Origin of the sequence: Nocardia halotolerans (assembly GCF_042650145.1) — a bacterium.
In the GTDB taxonomy this organism is placed as follows: domain Bacteria; phylum Actinomycetota; class Actinomycetes; order Mycobacteriales; family Mycobacteriaceae; genus Nocardia; species Nocardia halotolerans.
The window spans coordinates 356004-373727 of record NZ_JBHSDL010000025.1; the positions used below are offsets into that span (position 1 = coordinate 356004).

Consider the following 17724-nt stretch of genomic DNA (forward strand, 5'->3'; position numbering starts at 1 on the left):
CAAACCGCTTATTCAGAATTGTCCGAACTGCGCAAAGTCCGCGCCTGATTCGTTCGGCGGCGCCGGTAATACACCAGCCCGACGCCGATCGCGGACAGGATAACGGACGCCAGTTCGGGCGCCGCGCCGATCCCGGTCGCGATCGTCGTCGTGTCGCGCAATGGTAGCTGGGCGACCAGCGCCGCGGGGACCAACTGGGCACTCTGTTGCGCGAGCTCGCCGTCGGCGGTGATGATCGCGCTGACTCCGGTGGTTGCTGCGACCACCAACGCCCGGCCGTGTTCGACCGCGCGCACCCGCGACATCGCCAGTTGCTGGTACGTCATTTCACTCGTACCGAAGGTCGCATTGTTGGTCGGCACGGTGAGCAGTTGCGCGCCCGCGGCCAGCGATTCCCGAAATGCCCGATCGAAGGCGACTTCATAACAGGTGGCCACGCCGATCGGCACACCGGCGGCCGTGACCGTTCCGTCACCATCGCCCGGCACGAAATATCCCGCGCGGTCGGCATAGGAAGAGAACAAACGGAAGAAACTACGCATCGGCAGGTACTCGCCGAAAGGTTGGATGATCTTCTTGTCATGACGATCGGCCGGCCCCTGCGCCCCGTTCCACACGATCACCGAGTTGGTGGTGGTGCGGTCGCCGTTCACCAGGACCGCGCCCACCAGGATCGGCGCGCCGATCCGCGCCGAGGCCCTGGTGATCTCGGCGGCGGCGTCGGCATTGCGCAGCGGGTCGATATCGGAGGAGTTCTCCGGCCAGATCACGACGTCGGGCCGGGCGACTCGGCCGGCGGCGACATCGTCGGCCAGTTCCACGGTGCGCCGGACATGATTGTCGAGCACAGCACGGCGCTGGGCGTTGAAGTCCAGGCCCAATCGCGGCACGCTGCCCTGGATGGCGGCCACGGTGACCGTCCGCTCCCCCGCATCCGGGGCGGGCAGGGTCGGCCGCAGCAGCAACCCGGCCAACGGCAGCACGGCCACGGCCGCTGTCGCGCCGACCAATCCGGCAACCACCGCACGCGTGGTGCGCCGAGGCGCCGGGGTGCGCGTCCACGCGATCGCACGCAGGACGAGTGCGGCCAGCGCGGTGCCGGTCAGGGCGACCGCGAAACCGATCAGCGGTGCGCCACCGTAGGCGGCCAGCGGCAGATACCAGCCGTCGGCTTGACCGAAAGCGATGCGCCCCCAGGGAAATCCGCCGAACGGCACGTTCGATCTCGCCCACTCGGTCGCCGTCCACGCCAGCGCGACCCACAACGGCCACCCCGGCAGCGCGCCGAGCCACCGGGCGAGCACACCCCACAGTCCGAAGAACACCGCGCACGCGGTGGACAGCGCCAGCCACGGCACCGGCCCCACATAGATCCCGGTCCACGGCAGCAACGGCACGAAGAACGCGAGTCCACCGAGCAGGCCGTAGCCGAACCCGGCGCGCAGCCTGCCCGGCCCGCGCACCGCCAGGGTGAGCAGGGCGATGGCCACCGGCGCGAGGAACCAGAACGGGCGCGGCGGGAAACTGCCGAACAACAGCAGTCCGCCCGCGATCGCCGCCAGCATCCGGGCCGGCACTGCGCGGGTCGCCGGCCAGGAGTCGTCCGCGTCGGACGATTCCGAGCGGTGGTCGATGGCGGGGTCGATCATGGTGGCGGGCTCCGTCATTCGATGCTGACGCGTGCGGTCAGGCCGTGTAGATCGTGGTGCCGTTGTGCACGGTGCGCAGGCAGGTCGGCAGGTCGGCGCCCGGAGCGAGAGACGGGAGCCCGGGGACGCGCGAACGCGGGTCGGTGGACCAGCGCTGCACGGTGTCGGCGGCCGCGGCGACCACCAGGTCACCGGCATCCCACACGGCGTAGGAGGCCGGGGCGCCGGGCACCAGCGTGCCCGCCATGCCGTCACGGACACCACCGGCGCGCCAGGCGCCGCGGGTGGCGGCGGCGAACGCGGCACGCGGGGACAGACCGTGCCCGGCGGTGCGGTGCTGCACCGCCGCGCGGACCTGCTCCCACGGGTTCATGGCGGTGACGGGTGCGTCGGAACCGATGGCCAGGGAGATGCCCGCGGCCGCCATCGCCGAGAACGGGTTGAGGCCCGTGGCGCGTTCGGCGCCCAGGCGGGTCGCGTACATGCCTTCGGGCCCGCCCCAGGCGGCGTCGAAACCGGGCTGCACGGACAGGATCACCCCGAGGGTCGCCAGCTGGGTGATGGCGGTGGTGTCGGCCATCTCCGCATGTTCCACGCGGTGCCCGCGCGCGGCTACGGCCGGTCCGCCCAGTTCGGCGGCGACCCGGGTGAAACCGGCGACCACCACGTCCACGGCGGCATCGCCGATGGCGTGGAAACCGGCCTGGATGCCGGCTTCGGTGCAGGCGCGCAAATGAGCGGTGACGGCGTCCACGTCGAGGAAGCTCTTGCCGCAGCCGGCGACGTCGGTGTACGGGTCGCGCAGCAGCGCGGTGTGCGAACCCAGTGAACCGTCGACGAACAGGTCGCCGCCGAGGGCGTGTACACCGAGTTCGCCGACCAGGGCGCGCGCTTCGTCGGCGGTGCGCACGGCCTGGCCCCAGTAGGCGCGCACCTGCACACCGTGGTCGAAGGCGAGCAGTTCGCGCACGTCGTCGCGACCGGAGATGTCGGGGCCAGCGCATTCGTGCACGGCCACGATGCCCTGCGCGGCGGCCGCGTCGAGGGCGGCGGCGCGGGCCGAGTCGCGCTGGGCGCGATCGAGTTCGGCGAGCGCGACGGTGCGCACCCGGTGGTGGGCGTCGCCACGCAACGGCGCGCCGCGCAGGTGACCGTCACCCAGGTCACCGGCCGCGTCGAGCAGCGCCGAGGAGGCCACGGCCGAGTGCGCGTCGACGCGGGCGAGGTAGACGAGCCGGCCCGGGCCCGCCGCCTCGTCGAGTTCGGCGACTGTCGGCGGGCGCTGCTCGGGCCAGACGGTGTCGTCCCAGCCCTCGCCGATGATGATGCCGGTGGGGTGGGCCGCCGCATGCGCGCGCACCCGATCGAGCACGGCGGACGGCGAGGTGGCACCGCTGAGGTCGAGACCGGTCAGTTGCAGCCCCAGCGCGGTGACGTGCACGTGCGGGTCGACGAACGCGGGCGCGACGAACGCGCCGTCGAGGTCGATGATCTCGGCATCGGGGTGCAGGGCCCGTCCGGGAGCTTCGGCGCCCAGCCACACCACGGTGCCGTCGGTGACCGCCATCGCGGTCGCGTCCGGGGAGCTGGAACTGTAGAAACGGCCGCCGATCAGCAACTGGGTACTCACGGTGCCCCAGTCTGCCGTATCGGCGAATCGTCTCCTCGGCAGGCCGTCGGGTCCCGGCGCGGGCTCAGGCCGGGCCGAGTGCCCGCGGGCCACCGGGGTGGCCGTCGTCGTACCACTGCCCGACCACCGCACCGTCGACCACATCGCCGTCGGCGTCGACGACCATCCCGCGATACGGCGCGGGCGCGAAGGACGGCAACGGACCGAAGCGCCGGGTGCCGAGCTTCTCCAGCACCGGCCGCAGCAACGCCCGCGTCGGCGGGAACAGGGTCAGCAGGCCGATCAGTCCGGTGACCAGGCCGGGCACGAACAGCAGCACCGAACCGGTGGCGACGAGCACCCCGTCGGCAACGGCGCTCTCGGCGCTCACCTCACCGCGCGCGGCCCGCCGGAACCGGTCGAACACGCGTCTGCCCTGGGCGCCGAGCAGCAGCAGACCCACCCCGGACACCGCCACGAGTGCCAGTAGCGCCCAGCCGACGCCGATCAGCTGGGCGAGACCGACGAGGGCGGCGATCTCGACGACGAGGTAGAGCACGAACAGCAGGGCGGTCATGGCGATCCTTTCGGACGATCTGTTCGTCCAACGTACGAGCGGGCGATTTTTCTCCCGGGCCCTCAGCCACCCGGTCGTACCAGACCGGTCTCATAGGCCAGGACCACCGCCTGCACCCGGTCGCGCAGCCCGAGTTTGGTCAGCACCCGGCCGACATGGGTCTTGATCGTGGCTTCGGACAGGAACAGCGCGGCGGCGATCTCGGCGTTGCTGCGACCGGCGGCGATCTGTTCGAGCACCTCACGTTCACGGGTGGTGAGCACATCGAGGACGCCCGGGTCGCGCAGTTCGGTCGGGTCCGCGGCGACGAGCCGGTCGAGCAGGCGTTTGGTGACTTTCGGCGAGACCACCGCGTCACCGGCGGCGACGCTGCGGATGGCCGAGATGAGGTCCTCGGGTGGGGTGTCCTTGAGCAGGAATCCGCTCGCGCCCGCGCGCAGCGCGCCGAGGGCGTGCTCGTCGAGGTCGAAGGTGGTCATGACCAGCACGCGCACCCCGTCGCCCGCGGCGACGATCCGGGCGGTTGCGGTGACGCCGTCGACCACGGGCATGCGCACATCCATGAGGACCACATCGGGGCGCAGCTCACCCGCGCGGCGCACGGCTTCGTCGCCGTTACCGGCTTCGCCGACCACCTCGAGGTCCGGGTGGGCCCCCAGCACCATCTTCAGGCCCATCCGCATGAGTTCCTGATCGTCGACTACGAGCACACTGATCGGCATCGGCTCACCCTAGTGGCGGCTCAGTCGGTGTCGCCGCGCAGCGGAAGCGTCGCGCGCACCTGCCAGCGGCCGTCGTCGAGGCGGCCGGCGCTCAGGATGCCGCCGAGGACCGCGACCCGCTCGCGCATGCCGACCAGTCCCATCCCCGTGCCGGCCATCGCGGTGCCCGGATTGACCTGGGCCGGTACACCGCCGCTGTCGGTCACCTCCACGAACACTTCGTCGTCGCGGCGGTGCACCCGCACCACCGCTTTGGGGCTGGTCCCCGCGTGACGCAGGGTGTTGGTGAGTGATTCCTGCACGATGCGGTGCACACCGAGACTCACCTCGGTGGTGATGTCGTCGAGTTCACCCGTGAGCTCCAGGTCGACGGCAACCCCGGCTTCGCGCATCATCTGCGCCAGTGCCGCGATGCCCGCGCTGCCGTGCTGGGGCAGCAGTTCCGGTGCGTGCTCGGTACGCAGCAGGGTGACAGTCCGGCGTAGTTCGCGCAACGCGTCGCGTCCGGTGCCCGCGATGGCGGCCAGCGCGCGTTCGGCGGTGTCCGGGTCGTGGCGCAGGGCGTACTTGGCGCCGTCGGCCTGGACGATGATGACGCTCACCGCGTGTGCCACCACATCGTGGAGTTCACGGGCGATGCGGGTGCGTTCGGCGGCGACGGCGTCGTGGGCGCGGCGTTCCTTGTCGTAGTCGGCGACGGCCAGGCGGGCGGCGACCTCGGCGTCGTAGGCGTGGCGGGCGCCGTTGAACTCGGCCAGGGTCCAGCACAGCGCGTAGATCACCACGAGCAGCGCCAGATCACCGCCGCGCGGTTCGTGCAGCAGTACGATCGTCAGCACCAGATCCAGCACGATGAACCCGACATAGATCAACGCGTCGCGCCGCCCGACGTAGGCCACCAGGGTGTAGAGCATCACTCCCACCCCGATCAGCGCCACGTGATCGGTGCTGCCCGGGGCGACCAGATAGCCCACCAGGGTGTTCACCAGCGACAGCACCAGCATCGCCGCGGCCATCGCGCGCGGGTAGACCCGGCGCAGGACCAGCGGCAGCGGCAACAGCACCGAGAAGGTCAGGTAGACGAGCTTGTCGGCTTCGTCCCCGACGCCGAACACGTCGAAGATCAGCAGCGAAACCGCGAGTAGGGAGTCGGCCACGACGGGCCGTCCGCGTAGCCAAAGGCTGAACCGGCGCACCGGCCCAGCGTAGGCCCCGGCTGGCAATGCGGCCGTGATCTTGGTTGCCTGAGCGGGTGCAACTCGGAGATTGGGCGGTCCTGCTGGTGGCCGCGGCGGCAGCGGGCTGGGTCGACGCGGTGGTCGGCGGTGGCGGGCTGATCATCTTGCCGACGCTGTTCCTGGTCGCCCCCGGCATCGCCCCGCAGACCGCGCTCGGCACGAACAAGCTGGCCGCCCTCGCCGGCACGACGACGGCCGTCATCACCTTCGCCCGCAAGGTCCCGATGCAGTGGCGGGCCCTGCTGCCCGGAGCGGTCATCGCCGCGATCACCGCCGCCTGCGGTGCGGCGGCGGTGTCACTGATCGATCGCGCGCTGTTCATCCCGCTGGTGATGGTGGTGCTGGTCGGGGTGGCGGTGTTCGTCACCCTGCGCCCGGCGGTGGGTCTGACGATGGCCACCCACCCGCCGACCCGGCGCCGGGTGATCCTGGTGGTCGCCCTGGCCGCGGGACTGATCGGCCTCTACGACGGTCTGCTCGGGCCGGGTACCGGCACCTTCCTGATCATCGCCTTCGCCACGCTGCTGGGCACCGAGTTCGTGCGGGCGGCGGCGATGGCCAAGGTGATCAACTGCGGGTCGAATGTGGGCGCGCTGCTGTTCCTCGGCGCCACTGGGCACATTCTGTGGGCGCTGGGTGCGGCGATGGCGGTGGCGAATGTGGCGGGCGCGCTGGTCGGTTCGCGCATGGCGCTGGTCAGGGGCGCGGGGTTCGTGCGGGTGGTGTTGCTGGTCGTGGTGATGGTGATGGTGGTGAGCCTGGGCTGGCAGCAGTTCGGCTAGCGCGCCGGTTCCGCCGGGGTGGCGAGCCAGGGTTGCAGCACCCGGGAGGTGGTCTCATGGATCTTGCGGTGCAGGCGTTCACCGTCGTCGACGGTGTGCTGAGGTTGCTGGAACAGCACCGTCAGCGCGCCCGAGACCGCCCCCACCACGGCGCCGACCAGTGCGGCCGCGCCGACCTCGTCGAGCTCGTGGGCGAAGGCGTGATGCAGCTGGCGCGCGATCTCGCGCTGGGCGACGAGCTGGGCGTGGGCGGCGCGACCGCTCACCGCGGGCACGGTCCGCGAAACCCGCGCGCGCAGTGCGGTCACCCGGGCGCCCAGATCGTCGACGAGGTGTTCGCCGGGGTTGTCACCCGCCGCGCGTAACGCCCGCAGCAGGACTTCGACGGGGCGCTCCCCCGGGCGCCGGGTGGCGATGGCGGCGACGGCCGCGCGCACCCGTTCGTCGGGTTCGGGAAAGAGCAGTTCTTCTTTGCTGGCGAAGTAGTTGAAGAAGGTGCGGGTGCCGACCTCGGCCACGGCCGCGATCTCGGCCACGGTGGTTTCCTCGTAACCGTTGGCCTCGAACAATTCGACGGCGGCCAACAGGATCGCACGACGGGTTCGTTCCCTTTTTCGATCTCGCAGGGCAGATGGCGGCACGGCGGGCACCCTACGGCATCGGTACGGGCCCCGGCGGGACGCTCGGCGTCCGCGCGTCACGGTTTTCGCTGCCGGAACCCGGTTTTCGCGCGCGCGAGCGCCGGATGTCGGGGCCACCGGCTAGCGTGGTCGAGGTGAGTACCGCGACATCCAGAGATGTGGACGAACAGTTCCGCGCGCTCGGGCTCGGCGCACTGGCCGAGGCCGCGCTCTCGGCCGCCCGCGCCGCGGGTGCCGAGCATGCCGATCTGCGGGTGCACCGGCTGGTGACCCAGTCGATCCGGTTGCGCGACACGCGGGTCGAAGCGGTCACCGATGCCACCGAGCTGGGACTGGCGGTGCGCGTGCTCGTCGACGGCACCTGGGGATTCGCCTCCCATGCCGCGCTCACCCCCGAGACCGCCGCCGCGGTGGCACGCCGCGCGGTGACCGTCGCGACCACGCTGCGCGCGCTCAACCGTGAGCGCGTGGAACTCGCCGACGAACCGCGCTACGACGACGCGTCCTGGGTGTCGGCCTACGACCTGGACCCCTTCGCGATACCGACCACCGACAAAGTGGCGCTACTGCAAGACTATTCGGCGCAACTGTCGGCGGCCGCCGGTGTCGACCATGTGACCGCCTCGGTGCTGCAGGTCAAGGAGCAGACCTACTACGCCGACACCGCCGGTTCCGCGATCACCCAGCAGCGGGTGCGGCTGCATCCGCAACTGGAAGCGGTCACCGTGGACACCGAGGCCGGGGTGTTCGAGACCATGCGCACGCTGGCTCCGCCGGTGGGCCGCGGCTGGGAATACGTCACCGGCGCCGACCGAACCTGGGACTGGGCAGCCGAACTCGCGCAGATCCCGGACTGGCTCGCCGAGAAGGTGGGCGCGCCCAGCGTCGTCGCCGGGGCCACCGATCTGGTGATCGACCCGACGAATCTGTGGCTGACCATCCACGAGTCCATCGGGCACGCCACCGAATACGATCGGGCGATCGGCTACGAATCCGCCTATGCGGGAACCTCGTTCGCCACCCCTGATCAGCTCGGCACCCTGCGCTACGGCACCCCGATCATGCACGTCACCGGCGACCGCGTCCAGCGCCACGGTCTGGCCACCGTCGGTTACGACGACGAAGGGGTCGCCGGTCAGCGGTGGGATCTGGTGCGCGACGGAGTTCTGGTCGGCTACCAGCTCGACCGGGCGTTCGCACCCCGGCTGGGCCTGGACCGCTCCAACGGGTGCTCCTACGCCGATTCGGCCCACCATGTGCCGATCCAGCGAATGGCGAACGTGTCGCTACAGCCGGACCCGCACCACGACACGAGTACCGCCGAGCTGATCTCGCGCGTCGAGGACGGCATCTACATCGTCGGCGACAAGTCGTGGTCGATCGACATGCAGCGCTACAACTTCCAGTTCACCGGCCAGCGCTTCTTCCGAATCCGCAACGGGGAGCTCGCCGGGCAGCTGCGTGATGTGGCCTACCAGGCGACGACCACCGATTTCTGGGGTTCGATGGAGGCGGTCGGCGGGCCGAGTACCTGGCAGCTCGGTGGCGCGTTCAACTGCGGCAAGGCCCAGCCCGGACAGGTGGCGGCGGTGAGCCACGGCTGCCCGTCGGTGCTGGTGCGCGGCGTCGACATTCTCAACACCCGGACGGAGGGCGGTCAGTGAGCGAGGCAGTGTTCCCGGCGGGCGCGGTGGTCGAGCGGGCGCTGGCGGCGTCGCGGGCCGACGAGGCGATCGTGATCGTCACCGACGCGCACGAGGCGTCGTTGCGCTGGGCCGGTAATTCGATGACCACCAACGGTTCCTCGGTCTCGCGGGAGTGGGCGGTGGTCTCGGTGTTCCGGGACGGCCCGAATGCCGCACGGGTGGGCAGCGTCAGTTCCACCAGCGTCGACCCCGCCGATATCGAGGCGGTGGTGCGCGCCGGTGAGGACGCCGCCCGCACGGCGACCCCCGCCCGCGACGCGATGCCGCTGCTCGAGCCCACCGACGACGACACCACCACCTGGGACCGGGCGCCCGGCGCCACCGAGATCGAGGTGTTCGCCGGGCTCGCGAGCGACCTGTCGACCGGTTTCGACGGCGCCGACCGCCTCTACGGCTTCGCCCACCACCAGGTGCACACCACCTGGCTGGGCACCTCCACCGGTATCCGGCGGCGGTTCAGCCAGCCGACGGGTTCGGTGGAGATCAACGCCAAGCGTGGCGCGGGCGCAGACCTGGCGAGCGCGTGGGCCGGTGTCGGTACCGCCGATTTCACCGACGTGGACACCCCCGGTCTGCTCGCCACGCTGTCACAGCGGCTCGACTGGGCCCGGCGCCGCGTCGAGTTGCCCGCCGGCCGTTACGAAACGCTGCTGCCGCCGTCCGCGGTCGCCGATCTGATGATCTACCTGGCGTGGAGCATGGGCGGTCGTGGCGCCCACGAAGGACACAGTGCGTTCTCCCGGGCGGGCGGAACGCGCATCGGGGAGCGGCTCACCGATATTCCGCTCACCCTCTACTCCGACCCGAGCGCGAGCGGCCTCGAGTACCGGCCGTTCGTGGCCACCCCGTCGTCATCGGAGTCGCTGTCGGTGTTCGACAACGGATTGCCGGCCCGACGGGTCGACTGGATCGGTGACGGGGTGATCGAGTCGCTGGTCTATCCGCGTGCCACCGCCGCCGAGTTCGGCGCGACCGCCACCGTGCCCGGGGAGAACCTGCTGCTCACCGGCGGCAGCACAGCATCGCTGGCGGACATGATCGCGCGCACCGAGCGCGGACTGCTGCTCACCTGCCTGTGGTACATCCGCGAGGTGGACCCGGCCACCCTGCTGCTCACCGGGTTGACCCGCGATGGTGTGTACCTGGTCGAGGACGGTGCGGTGACCGGCGCGGTCAACAATTTCCGCTTCAACGAGAGCCCCCTCGATCTGCTGCGCCGGGTCGCGGAGGCCGGCGCCACCGAGATCACCCTGCCGCGTGAATGGAAGGACTGGTTCACCCGCACCGCCATGCCACCGCTGCGGATCCCCGACTTCCACATGTCCTCGGTGAGCCGGGCGACCTGACGGTACGTCCGGCCCGGCCTGTTCGCCGGTGCGGCACCGCACGGTCCACCGGCCCGGCGGCACATGACAGCATGACGGGATGAGTGCTGTTCGACTGTTCGCCACCGACCTCGACGGCACCTTGCTGCGTTCGGACCGCACCGTGTCGGCGCGCACCGCCGCGGCGATGGCGAGCGCGCGGGCGGCGGGTATCGAGGTCGTGTGGGCGACGGCGCGAGCCCGGCACTCGGTGCAGGAGCTGGCCCGGTCGTGTGGGTTCCGCGGTAAAGCGGTGGGCGCCAACGGCGCGGTGCTGCTCGACCTCGCCGACGGCTCCGCCGAGATCATCGACACGGTGTCGATCGAGCCGGCTCGGGCGATGGCCGCGATGGCGCAGATCCGCGAGCTGATCCCCGGCGTCGTGTTCGCCAATGTCGGCGCCACCCGGTTCGTCGCCGAACCCGCTTATGCCGCGCTGTGCGAGTTCGCCGATCATCACCGGCACCCGCACGAGATGGACGTGTCGCCGACCTTGCCGACCGGTCCGGAGGCGATGGTGAAGATCGTGGCGCGGCATCCGGAACTGCCCGGCGCCGAGCTGTACCGCACGGCGGTGGCGGTCGGGATCACCGGTGTGGAGCTCACCCACTCCGGTGCCGCGTACGTGGAGATGGCCGCCGAAGGAGTGTCGAAAGCCAGTGCGCTGGCCCGGTTGTGCGCACTCGACGGCATCGACCCGTCGCAGGTGGCGGCCGCGGGCGACGCGCTCAACGATGTCGCGATGCTGACGTGGGCGGGTACCGCGCTGGCGCCGGCCAACGCGGTACCCGAGGTCATCGCCCTCGCCGACCGGGTGCTGCCACCCAACGACGCGGACGGCGTCGCCGCGTACCTGGAAAAACTGGTGCGCGCGCCGTGGCGCGGCGACGCTAGCTGACCGAGGTCGGTGCCCGTCCCACACTGAGGTGCAGGATCGTGTCCGCGTCGGCCACCGTGTCGGGGTCCAACGGGAAGTACCCCTGTTCCCGGGTGATATCGGTGCGAGTGCGCCCGGGCTCGACATCTGCCGACGCGATGAGACTCCATGTGCCGATCCGGTTCTGGAGGGCGCTCTCATAGGTGCCCGGTGCGGGTTCGCCGAGGTCGAGGCCGTCGCTGCGGCCCAGACTGCCCAGGATCACCCGGTAGTGCTCCCCCAGCAGTGCGGCGACGATCGCGCCCGCCCCGGACCACACCAGCTCCAACGGTCCCATCCGCATGATGCTCGAGCTGCGCCGCAGGTGCAGGTTGTGCGAGTGCACCAGGGTCGGCCCGCGGCGGGCTTCGACGGAGCGGATGTCGAGCAGGTTCTGGGCCATGAGTGCGTCCCGGGTGGCGGCCAGACTGTTCCAGCGCACCTCGTCGGCGGCCGGTTGCGCTGCCTGCCGGTGATAGCGGAGCAGGCCCAGGCCGGTGGTGAGATTGATTTCGGCCCTGCGCCATTCGGCCGGTGAGGTGGCCGCGACGCGTTCCGGGGCGCGGGTGTAGAGGGCGGTCAGCATGTCATCGGCCAGCACGCGCAACTGTTCGGCCTCGCGGGTCAGGCCGGGTGACACCTCGGGGTCCAGGACCGCTTCGGTGCGGTTCCAGCGTTCGTCGCTGCCGGCCGGGCCACTGATGTCGAGGTCGAGACCCAGGTAGTCGCGGGCGTACTCGAGGTAGGGCCGCGGGCTGGGCGCGCTCATCGTTTCCATCGCACCGTCGAAGCCGTGGAAGCCGACCTGTTCCGCGGGTGGGCGGCCGGTGTTGTGATCACGCAGCCAGGCGACCAACTCACGGTTGCCGGCGAGTTCGCCGAAGTCGTGCGAGAAGCCGGTGCGCATCACCTCGTCGAGCGTGCCCTCGCCGCCGCGTACGAATTCGTCCACGGTCAGGGCGGCGACCCGGTCCGTTTCCAGCGCGATCGACCGGAACCCGCTTTCCACCAGTTGCCCGAACAGTTCGTTGCGGATCGCGGCGAATCCGGGCTCTTTGTGCGTCGGTTCCCCGAACGCGAGCAGTTCACAGGACATCGGGACGAAGTCGCGAATTTTCTGACTCATGTGTATCAATCGTATCGTTGAAACAACGGTGGAGACTTCACCTCGGACTTCTGCCTGTACGTGTCGTAAAGTCTCAAACCAGTGAAAACTCTGCGCCCCGCTGATCTGGCCCATGAGCACGCGATCTCGACCCAGGCCGTGCGCAACTACGAGCGCGACGGTTGCCTGCCGCCCGCCGAGCGCACCGCCAGCGGGTACCGCATCTACACCGAACTGCACGCGAGCGCGCTGCGCACCTACCTCAGCCTGATTCCCGCGTTCGGCCACGCCGGCGCGGGCACCATCATGCGGGCGCTGCACGACGATGATCTCGACAAGGCCCTCGTGATCATCGATCGCGGGCACAGTCAGCTACTGCGGGATCGTGAAACCCTCGCGTCGGTGCGCCGGGCCGTCGACCATCTGACGGACGAATCCGGTTACCGCTCGGCCCTCGCGGAGGAAACCAGAACCATCGGCGAACTCGCCCACCATCTGAAGGTCACCTCGGCGACCCTGCGCGCCTGGGAGGACGCCGGGATCCTCACCCCGGAGCGCGACCGGACCACCGGATACCGCCGGTACGGTCCGGCCGAGGTCCGCGACGCCGAACTGGCCCATCTGCTGCGCCGCGGCCACTACCGCCTCGACCACATCGCCGCCGTGACAGCGCAGATCCGCGCCGCCGGCAGCACCGAGGCGCTGGCGACCGCCCTCGACCGGTGGCAGGGCAAGCTGACCGACCGGGGCGTCTCCATGCTCGACGCCGCCGCCGCACTGAGCCGGTACCGGGCGATCCTGCGCCACTGACGGTCGAGCGCTCCGGGCGCACCGTCCCCGCCGCGGTGCGCCCGAGACGCTCACACGCGTTCGAGCACCGCCGACGCGCCGATGCCACCGGCCGCGCAGATGCCCAGCAGCGCGGTCTGTTTGCCGGTGCGCGCGAGCTCACCGGCCATGGTGGTGACCATCCGGGCACCGGTGGCCCCGAACGGATGCCCCAGCGAGATCGAGCCGCCGTGCACGTTGAGACTGTCGATGTCGACCGACCCGACGGCTTCGTCGCGGTCGAGGCGGGTTTTGGCCCACTCCGCGCTCTCCAGCATCCGCAGGACCGAAAGGGTCTGGGCGGCAAAGGCTTCGTGGATGTCGACGAGGTCGATATCGGCCAGGGTCAGACCGGCCTTGTCCAGTGCGCGCGGCATGGAGATCGCCGGTCCGATGAGGACCTGGTCGGCGGGGTCGACACTGACGAAACTCCACGACCGGAAGGCGGCCTGCGGGGTGAACCCGAGGGCACGCGCCTTTTCCTCGCTCATCAGCAACACCGCCGACGCGCCGTCGGTGAGCGGGCTGGCATTGCCGGCGGTGACGGTGCCGTTCTTCGCGAAGACCGGATTCAGCGTGGCGAGTTTCTCGACACCGGTGTTCGCGCGGACGAGTCCGTCGGTGTCGATTCGCCGGCCCGACGGCGTGGTGACCGGCACGACCTCGTCGTCGAAACGTCCCGAGGCGATCGCGGCGGCGGCACGCTGGTGCGAACGGGCGGCGAAGGCGTCTTGATCGGCGCGCGAGATGCCGTTGATACGGGCCATCTTCTCCGCGGACTCGCCCATCACCTCACCGGTGGTGCGCTCGGAGATCTTGGGCTGGCGCGGCAGGATGTCGGTGAACGGCGCCAGCTGGCGGACCACGTCGAGGTAGTCCTTGGGTTTCGGCTTGCCCAGCGCGACCGGCGCCACCGCGTGCACGACCTTCTGCGGCAGCTTGATCTCGGCGTTGCTGGTGGAATCGCTGCCACCGGCGATCATGATGTCGTATTCGCCGCGTTCGATCGCCGCGGCCGCGGAGGTCACCGCCTGCAGGCCCGACGCGCACGCCCGCGTGACCGTGTACCCCTCACATCCGTAGTCCAGCCCGAGGTCGAGGGCGATCTCGCGCGCGATGTTGGGTGCGTGACTGGGCAGCACGACGCCGCCCCACACGATGGATTCGATCGCGGCCGGTGCGATACCGGTGCGCTCGATCAGGCCACGCACGGCAGCATCGGCGAGAGCGATGCTGTCGAGGCGGGTGAAGTCGGTGAACGCGCGCACGAACGGGGTGCGGGCACCCGCGACGACGACGGCGCGGCGGCGGTTCTCGGCCATGGGGGTCCCTTCGGATGGTCCACTGGACCCCCACAGTATCCGATACCATCGGTACTGGGTACCGGTTCGGCGCAGCCCGTCAGGCCGGGGTGATCTCGATGCCGATCGTGCCCGTCTTCCCACGGCGCAGGTTGCTGGCCAGGATCACCAGCGGGCCGGTCAGCCAGTACTTGCGGCGCAACGCTGCCCGAACCTGCTCGGTTTCGGCGGCATCGAGCACACGCGCGGTACCGGCGACAACGGCACCGTGTGCGGCCCCGCGCGCACTGCACGGTTGCAGCGTCACCTCCGGATTGCGTCGAATACGCTTCACTTTCCAGCTGTCGGTGACCGTCCAGACGTAGAGCTTGTCGTCCCGGCTGACCGCCCACACCGGCGTCCCCACCGGGGTGCCGTCCTTGCGGAAGGTAGTGAGCAGTACGTAATTCGCGGTCGCCAGTTCGCCCAGCCGGTTGGTCATGGCCCCACCCTAGCGGTGCGCGAAAGACCATGGCAGGACGACGGAATCGTTCGTAGGGTCGAATGCGCCCGGACACGACGTCACCGCCGGCCGCATTCCGTGCGATGCCGGATCTCGCCGAATCTCTCGACAACTGCGTGTCCGGTCGCGAGCTCCGCTACGGCGGATTCGCCGCGGATGTGACGATCGCCGCCGAACTGGACGCCGACAGCACCGTCCCGGTCCTGGTCGACGGCGCGTTCACCGATCGGCACGCCTGATCTTCCTGTTCAGTCGCGCAAGGTGAGGATGCTCGGGCCGTCGGCGGTGACGGCGATCGTGTGTTCGCTGTGTGCGCAGCGGGAGCCGTCGGCGGAGCGGATGGTCCAGCCGTCGGGGTCGGTGTAGACCTGTGCGGTGGTGGCGGCGAACCAGGGTTCGATGGCCAGGGTGAGGCCGGGTCGCAGGGGGAAGCCGCGGCCCGGTCGGCCGCTGTTGGAGACGTGCGGGTCCTCGTGCATGGTGCGGCCGAGGCCGTGGCCGCCGAATTCGGTGTTCACCGGGTATCCGTAGTCGCGGGCGACATGCGCGATGGCGGCGGAGATGTCGCCGACGCGGTTGCCGGGTTGCGCGGCGGCGATCCCGGCGGCCAGGGCTTCCTCGGTGGCTCGCACCAGCCGCTGATCATCGGCGGCCGGGGTGCCCACGACGACCGACAGGGCCGAGTCGGCGACCCAGCCGTCGATCGAGACCGCCAGGTCGGCGGTGAGCAGATCGCCGTCGCGTAGCCGATAGTCGTGCGGAAGCCCGTGCAGGACGGCGTCGTTGACCGCCAGGCACACGGTGTTGCGGAACGGCCCGCGGCCGAACGAAGGCGAGTAGTCCCAATAGCACGACACCGCGCCGCGTTCCCGGATCCTTTCCCGCACATACTTTTCCAGCTCCAGCAGGTTCACGCCGACCTGCGCCCGCTCCCGCACGCCGGCCAGTACATCGGCCACGAACCGGCCGGTCACCCGCATGCGCTCGATCTCCGCGGGTGTCTTCAACTCCACCATTCAACGCCTCCAGTTGGTATTTTTATACCGACCTTAACGGTGGCGGTATAAAAATACCAACGAAGCGGTCAGCGGTTCAGGTTGCCCATGTCCACCGGGATCTGCGCCCCGGTGACCTGTGCCGCCTCGTCCGAACACAACCACGCCACCGCGGCCGCGATCTCCTCCGGCTCGCAGATGTAGCTGGGCAGCGCGTTCATGAAGATCGGGGCCAGCGTGGCCGCGTGCTCTTCGAACAACGGCGCCATCTCCGACATGTTCATCCCCGACGCGACGCCCGCGGGATGCACGGTGTTGACCCGGATCCGGTGTCCGCCGAGCTCATTGGCCATGGTCTTGGCCAAGCCGGTGATGGCGTGTTTGGTGGCGACATAGTGCCCGGTGAACGGAATGCCCTTCAGCCCGCCGACCGAGCTGATGAACACCATCGCCCCGCCGGTGCCCTGCGCGATCAGATGCGGCACCGCGGCCTTGGCGGTATGGAACACGCCGGTGAGATTGACATCGATGGTCTCCTGCCACTGCTCGGCGGTGATCTCCCAGGACAACGCCGCCGAACAGATGCCCGCGTTCGCGACCACCACATCGAGCCTGCCGAACTCCTCGATTCCGGCCGCCAGCGCCGCCGACAACGCGGCGAAGTCGCGGACGTCGACCTTGCTCGCGCGGATCCGGCGGCCGGTGGCCTCGACCAGCTTCACGGTCTCGGCCAAGTCGTCCTCGGTGGCGCCCGGGTAGCTCGTGCTGGCGAATTCCGCGCACGCGTCGATCGCGATGACATCGGCGCCTTCCTCGGCGAAGCGCACCGCCTCCGCCCTGCCCTGCCCGCGCGCCGCGCCCGTCACGAAAACGACCTTGCCCTCGAACCGCCGTGCCATATCCGACCTCCGAACCTCGTTGTGCATGATGAACACTTCACCACTCCCGACCGCCGCGCGATGCGAAATCGCCGCGCCGCTCAGCAATCGGCGCGTACCGGCGAGTGTGTGGTGCCGGACCGGAGGTCAGTCGCGGGCGAAACTGGCCCAGCCACGAACGACGACCTCGCCGGCCGCGTCCGCCCCGGCGAGGGTGACGTCCACCCGCGCCTCACCGTCCTGGACGTAGTGCTGGGTGATGTGTCCGACACAGCTCACGGTGGCCGCCGGCGGCAGCGGCCGCAGGACTCTGGTGCGGAACCGGCGGATGTTCTCGGCCCCGAGCCAGTCGGTGGCGTAGGTGGCCAGCAGGGCCACCGCGCGCGGCGCCGCCTGGTCGGCCACCGGTTCGGGCGCCCCGGCGGTGCTCGACCAGGATTCGGCGATCAGCCCACCGGTGCGATCGAAGTACTGGGTGAGCGACTCCGAGGTCGGCCCGTCGGGTCCGGCACCGTCGCGGTCGAGGGTCCGGATGGCGGTCAACCGGTCGCCCGCACGCGGGGGTGGGCCGAAGAAGCGGTGATCGGTCTCGGTCCGCCAGGCCGCGATGCGCCCGCCGGCGGGCAGGAAGGTCGGGGGCACCACCGGGTGCTCGGCCAACCGGTAGGCCGGGTTCAGCGACTGGGCCGCCGCGGCGAACACCCGGATGTCGTCGGTGTCGAGCTCGATGTGTACCGGTGTTCGCGCCACCGCGATGTCACTCACGATCACTCCTGTCGTCGGTGTGCCTGAGCAGCCAAACTAGGCCGCGGGCGCCGGTAGTGACCGGCACCTCTCCCGCTGATCGGGACGGCGCGGTGCCGACACCGAAAACATGTCCGCTGACCGGGACGCGGGCCCCACACCGGCGC

18 protein-coding genes are annotated in these 17724 nt (G+C 70.3%); 6 read left to right on the forward strand and 12 right to left on the reverse strand.

Annotation, left to right across the window (positions count from 1 at the left end):
• Positions 1–8: 8 nt before the first annotated feature.
• The 5 genes from lnt to ACFO5K_RS20195 all read right to left on the reverse strand — a co-directional run bounded on the left by lnt (position 9) and on the right by ACFO5K_RS20195 (position 5753).
• A complete protein-coding gene (gene lnt, locus ACFO5K_RS20175) occupies positions 9–1565 on the reverse strand; it encodes an apolipoprotein N-acyltransferase (RefSeq protein ID WP_378566208.1) in 1557 nt (518 codons plus the stop codon).
• A 121-nt stretch (positions 1566–1686) separates the two neighbouring features.
• Positions 1687–3279: an amidohydrolase gene (locus tag ACFO5K_RS20180; protein WP_378565120.1), complete on the reverse strand. Its 1593-nt coding sequence runs from the start codon at positions 3277–3279 to the stop codon at positions 1687–1689.
• Between the two features lie 64 nt (positions 3280–3343).
• Positions 3344–3835, reverse strand: coding sequence for an FxsA family protein (locus ACFO5K_RS20185; RefSeq protein ID WP_378565123.1), 492 nt, complete (start codon positions 3833–3835; stop codon positions 3344–3346).
• Positions 3836–3897: 62 nt separating this feature from the next.
• Complete coding sequence (locus ACFO5K_RS20190; protein ID WP_378565126.1) at positions 3898–4557, reverse strand: response regulator; 660 nt, start codon at positions 4555–4557, stop codon at positions 3898–3900.
• A gap of 20 nt (positions 4558–4577) precedes the next feature.
• Positions 4578–5753 (reverse strand): sensor histidine kinase, encoded by a 1176-nt coding sequence (locus tag ACFO5K_RS20195; protein ID WP_378565130.1) that lies wholly within the window; start codon positions 5751–5753, stop codon positions 4578–4580.
• A 56-nt stretch (positions 5754–5809) separates the two neighbouring features.
• Here ACFO5K_RS20195 and ACFO5K_RS20200 point away from each other — a divergent pair, with 56 nt between their 5' ends.
• Positions 5810–6577, forward strand: a complete 768-nt coding sequence (locus ACFO5K_RS20200) for a TSUP family transporter (RefSeq protein ID WP_378565133.1) — start codon at positions 5810–5812, stop codon at positions 6575–6577.
• Here the strand turns inward: ACFO5K_RS20200 and ACFO5K_RS20205 are convergent.
• Positions 6574–7218, reverse strand: a complete 645-nt coding sequence (locus ACFO5K_RS20205) for a TetR/AcrR family transcriptional regulator (protein WP_378565136.1) — start codon at positions 7216–7218, stop codon at positions 6574–6576. The two genes, ACFO5K_RS20200 and ACFO5K_RS20205, sit on opposite strands and share 4 nt — an antisense overlap.
• 104 nt (positions 7219–7322) lie before the next feature.
• Here ACFO5K_RS20205 and ACFO5K_RS20210 point away from each other — a divergent pair, with 104 nt between their 5' ends.
• The 3 genes from ACFO5K_RS20210 (at position 7323) to ACFO5K_RS20220 (ending at position 11186) form a co-directional block, all read left to right on the forward strand.
• On the forward strand, positions 7323–8882 hold the full coding sequence (locus ACFO5K_RS20210; RefSeq protein ID WP_378566211.1) for a TldD/PmbA family protein: 1560 nt from the start codon (positions 7323–7325) through the stop codon (positions 8880–8882).
• A gap of 8 nt (positions 8883–8890) precedes the next feature.
• Positions 8891–10270, forward strand: coding sequence for a metallopeptidase TldD-related protein (locus tag ACFO5K_RS20215; RefSeq protein WP_378566214.1), 1380 nt, complete (start codon positions 8891–8893; stop codon positions 10268–10270).
• Positions 10271–10349: 79 nt separating this feature from the next.
• On the forward strand, positions 10350–11186 hold the full coding sequence (locus ACFO5K_RS20220) for an HAD family hydrolase (RefSeq protein ID WP_378565139.1): 837 nt from the start codon (positions 10350–10352) through the stop codon (positions 11184–11186).
• Here the strand turns inward: ACFO5K_RS20220 and ACFO5K_RS20225 are convergent.
• A complete protein-coding gene (locus ACFO5K_RS20225; RefSeq protein ID WP_378565142.1) occupies positions 11179–12330 on the reverse strand; it encodes an erythromycin esterase family protein in 1152 nt (383 codons plus the stop codon). The two genes, ACFO5K_RS20220 and ACFO5K_RS20225, sit on opposite strands and share 8 nt — an antisense overlap.
• An 81-nt stretch (positions 12331–12411) precedes the next feature.
• Here ACFO5K_RS20225 and ACFO5K_RS20230 point away from each other — a divergent pair, with 81 nt between their 5' ends.
• On the forward strand, positions 12412–13119 hold the full coding sequence (locus tag ACFO5K_RS20230) for a TioE family transcriptional regulator (protein ID WP_378565145.1): 708 nt from the start codon (positions 12412–12414) through the stop codon (positions 13117–13119).
• Between the two features lie 50 nt (positions 13120–13169).
• On the opposite strand, the gene ACFO5K_RS20235 is transcribed toward ACFO5K_RS20230, so the two are convergent.
• The gene (locus ACFO5K_RS20235; protein WP_378565148.1) at positions 13170–14459 is read right to left on the reverse strand and encodes an acetyl-CoA C-acyltransferase; all 1290 of its coding nucleotides are present in this window, start codon (positions 14457–14459) and stop codon (positions 13170–13172) included.
• Between the two features lie 79 nt (positions 14460–14538).
• Positions 14539–14919, reverse strand: coding sequence for a PPOX class F420-dependent oxidoreductase (locus tag ACFO5K_RS20240; protein WP_378565151.1), 381 nt, complete (start codon positions 14917–14919; stop codon positions 14539–14541).
• A 104-nt stretch (positions 14920–15023) separates the two neighbouring features.
• Here ACFO5K_RS20240 and ACFO5K_RS20245 point away from each other — a divergent pair, with 104 nt between their 5' ends.
• Positions 15024–15179, forward strand: a complete 156-nt coding sequence (locus ACFO5K_RS20245; RefSeq protein ID WP_378565154.1) for a hypothetical protein — start codon at positions 15024–15026, stop codon at positions 15177–15179.
• 9 nt (positions 15180–15188) lie between these two features.
• Here ACFO5K_RS20245 and map read toward each other — a convergent pair whose 3' ends face one another.
• From map to ACFO5K_RS20260, 3 genes are all read right to left on the reverse strand, one after another.
• Entirely contained in the window at positions 15189–15956 is a 768-nt protein-coding gene (map, locus tag ACFO5K_RS20250; RefSeq protein ID WP_378565157.1) for a type I methionyl aminopeptidase, read from the reverse strand.
• 68 nt (positions 15957–16024) lie between these two features.
• On the reverse strand, positions 16025–16834 hold the full coding sequence (locus ACFO5K_RS20255; protein WP_378565160.1) for a mycofactocin-coupled SDR family oxidoreductase: 810 nt from the start codon (positions 16832–16834) through the stop codon (positions 16025–16027).
• Positions 16835–16960: 126 nt separating this feature from the next.
• Positions 16961–17578 (reverse strand): hypothetical protein, encoded by a 618-nt coding sequence (locus tag ACFO5K_RS20260; RefSeq protein WP_378565163.1) that lies wholly within the window; start codon positions 17576–17578, stop codon positions 16961–16963.
• Positions 17579–17724: the final 146 nt, after the last annotated feature.

What these genes read in the sequence shown, in the direction of transcription:
- map (WP_378565157.1), bottom strand. Translation starts at nt 15,956, where the DNA reads ATGGTGGAGTTGAAGACACCCGCGGAGATCGAGCGCATGCGGGTGACC.
- ACFO5K_RS20240 (WP_378565151.1), bottom strand. Translation starts at nt 14,919, where the DNA reads ATGACCAACCGGCTGGGCGAACTGGCGACCGCGAATTACGTACTGCTC.
- ACFO5K_RS20235 (WP_378565148.1), bottom strand. Translation starts at nt 14,459, where the DNA reads ATGGCCGAGAACCGCCGCCGCGCCGTCGTCGTCGCGGGTGCCCGCACC.
- ACFO5K_RS20185 (WP_378565123.1), bottom strand. Translation starts at nt 3,835, where the DNA reads ATGACCGCCCTGCTGTTCGTGCTCTACCTCGTCGTCGAGATCGCCGCC.
- ACFO5K_RS20210 (WP_378566211.1), top strand. Translation starts at nt 7,323, where the DNA reads ATGTCGGGGCCACCGGCTAGCGTGGTCGAGGTGAGTACCGCGACATCC.
- lnt (WP_378566208.1), bottom strand. Translation starts at nt 1,565, where the DNA reads ATGCTGGCGGCGATCGCGGGCGGACTGCTGTTGTTCGGCAGTTTCCCG.
- ACFO5K_RS20245 (WP_378565154.1), top strand. Translation starts at nt 15,024, where the DNA reads ATGCCGGATCTCGCCGAATCTCTCGACAACTGCGTGTCCGGTCGCGAG.
- ACFO5K_RS20255 (WP_378565160.1), bottom strand. Translation starts at nt 16,834, where the DNA reads ATGGCACGGCGGTTCGAGGGCAAGGTCGTTTTCGTGACGGGCGCGGCG.
- ACFO5K_RS20220 (WP_378565139.1), top strand. Translation starts at nt 10,350, where the DNA reads ATGAGTGCTGTTCGACTGTTCGCCACCGACCTCGACGGCACCTTGCTG.
- ACFO5K_RS20225 (WP_378565142.1), bottom strand. Translation starts at nt 12,330, where the DNA reads ATGAGTCAGAAAATTCGCGACTTCGTCCCGATGTCCTGTGAACTGCTC.
- ACFO5K_RS20190 (WP_378565126.1), bottom strand. Translation starts at nt 4,557, where the DNA reads ATGCCGATCAGTGTGCTCGTAGTCGACGATCAGGAACTCATGCGGATG.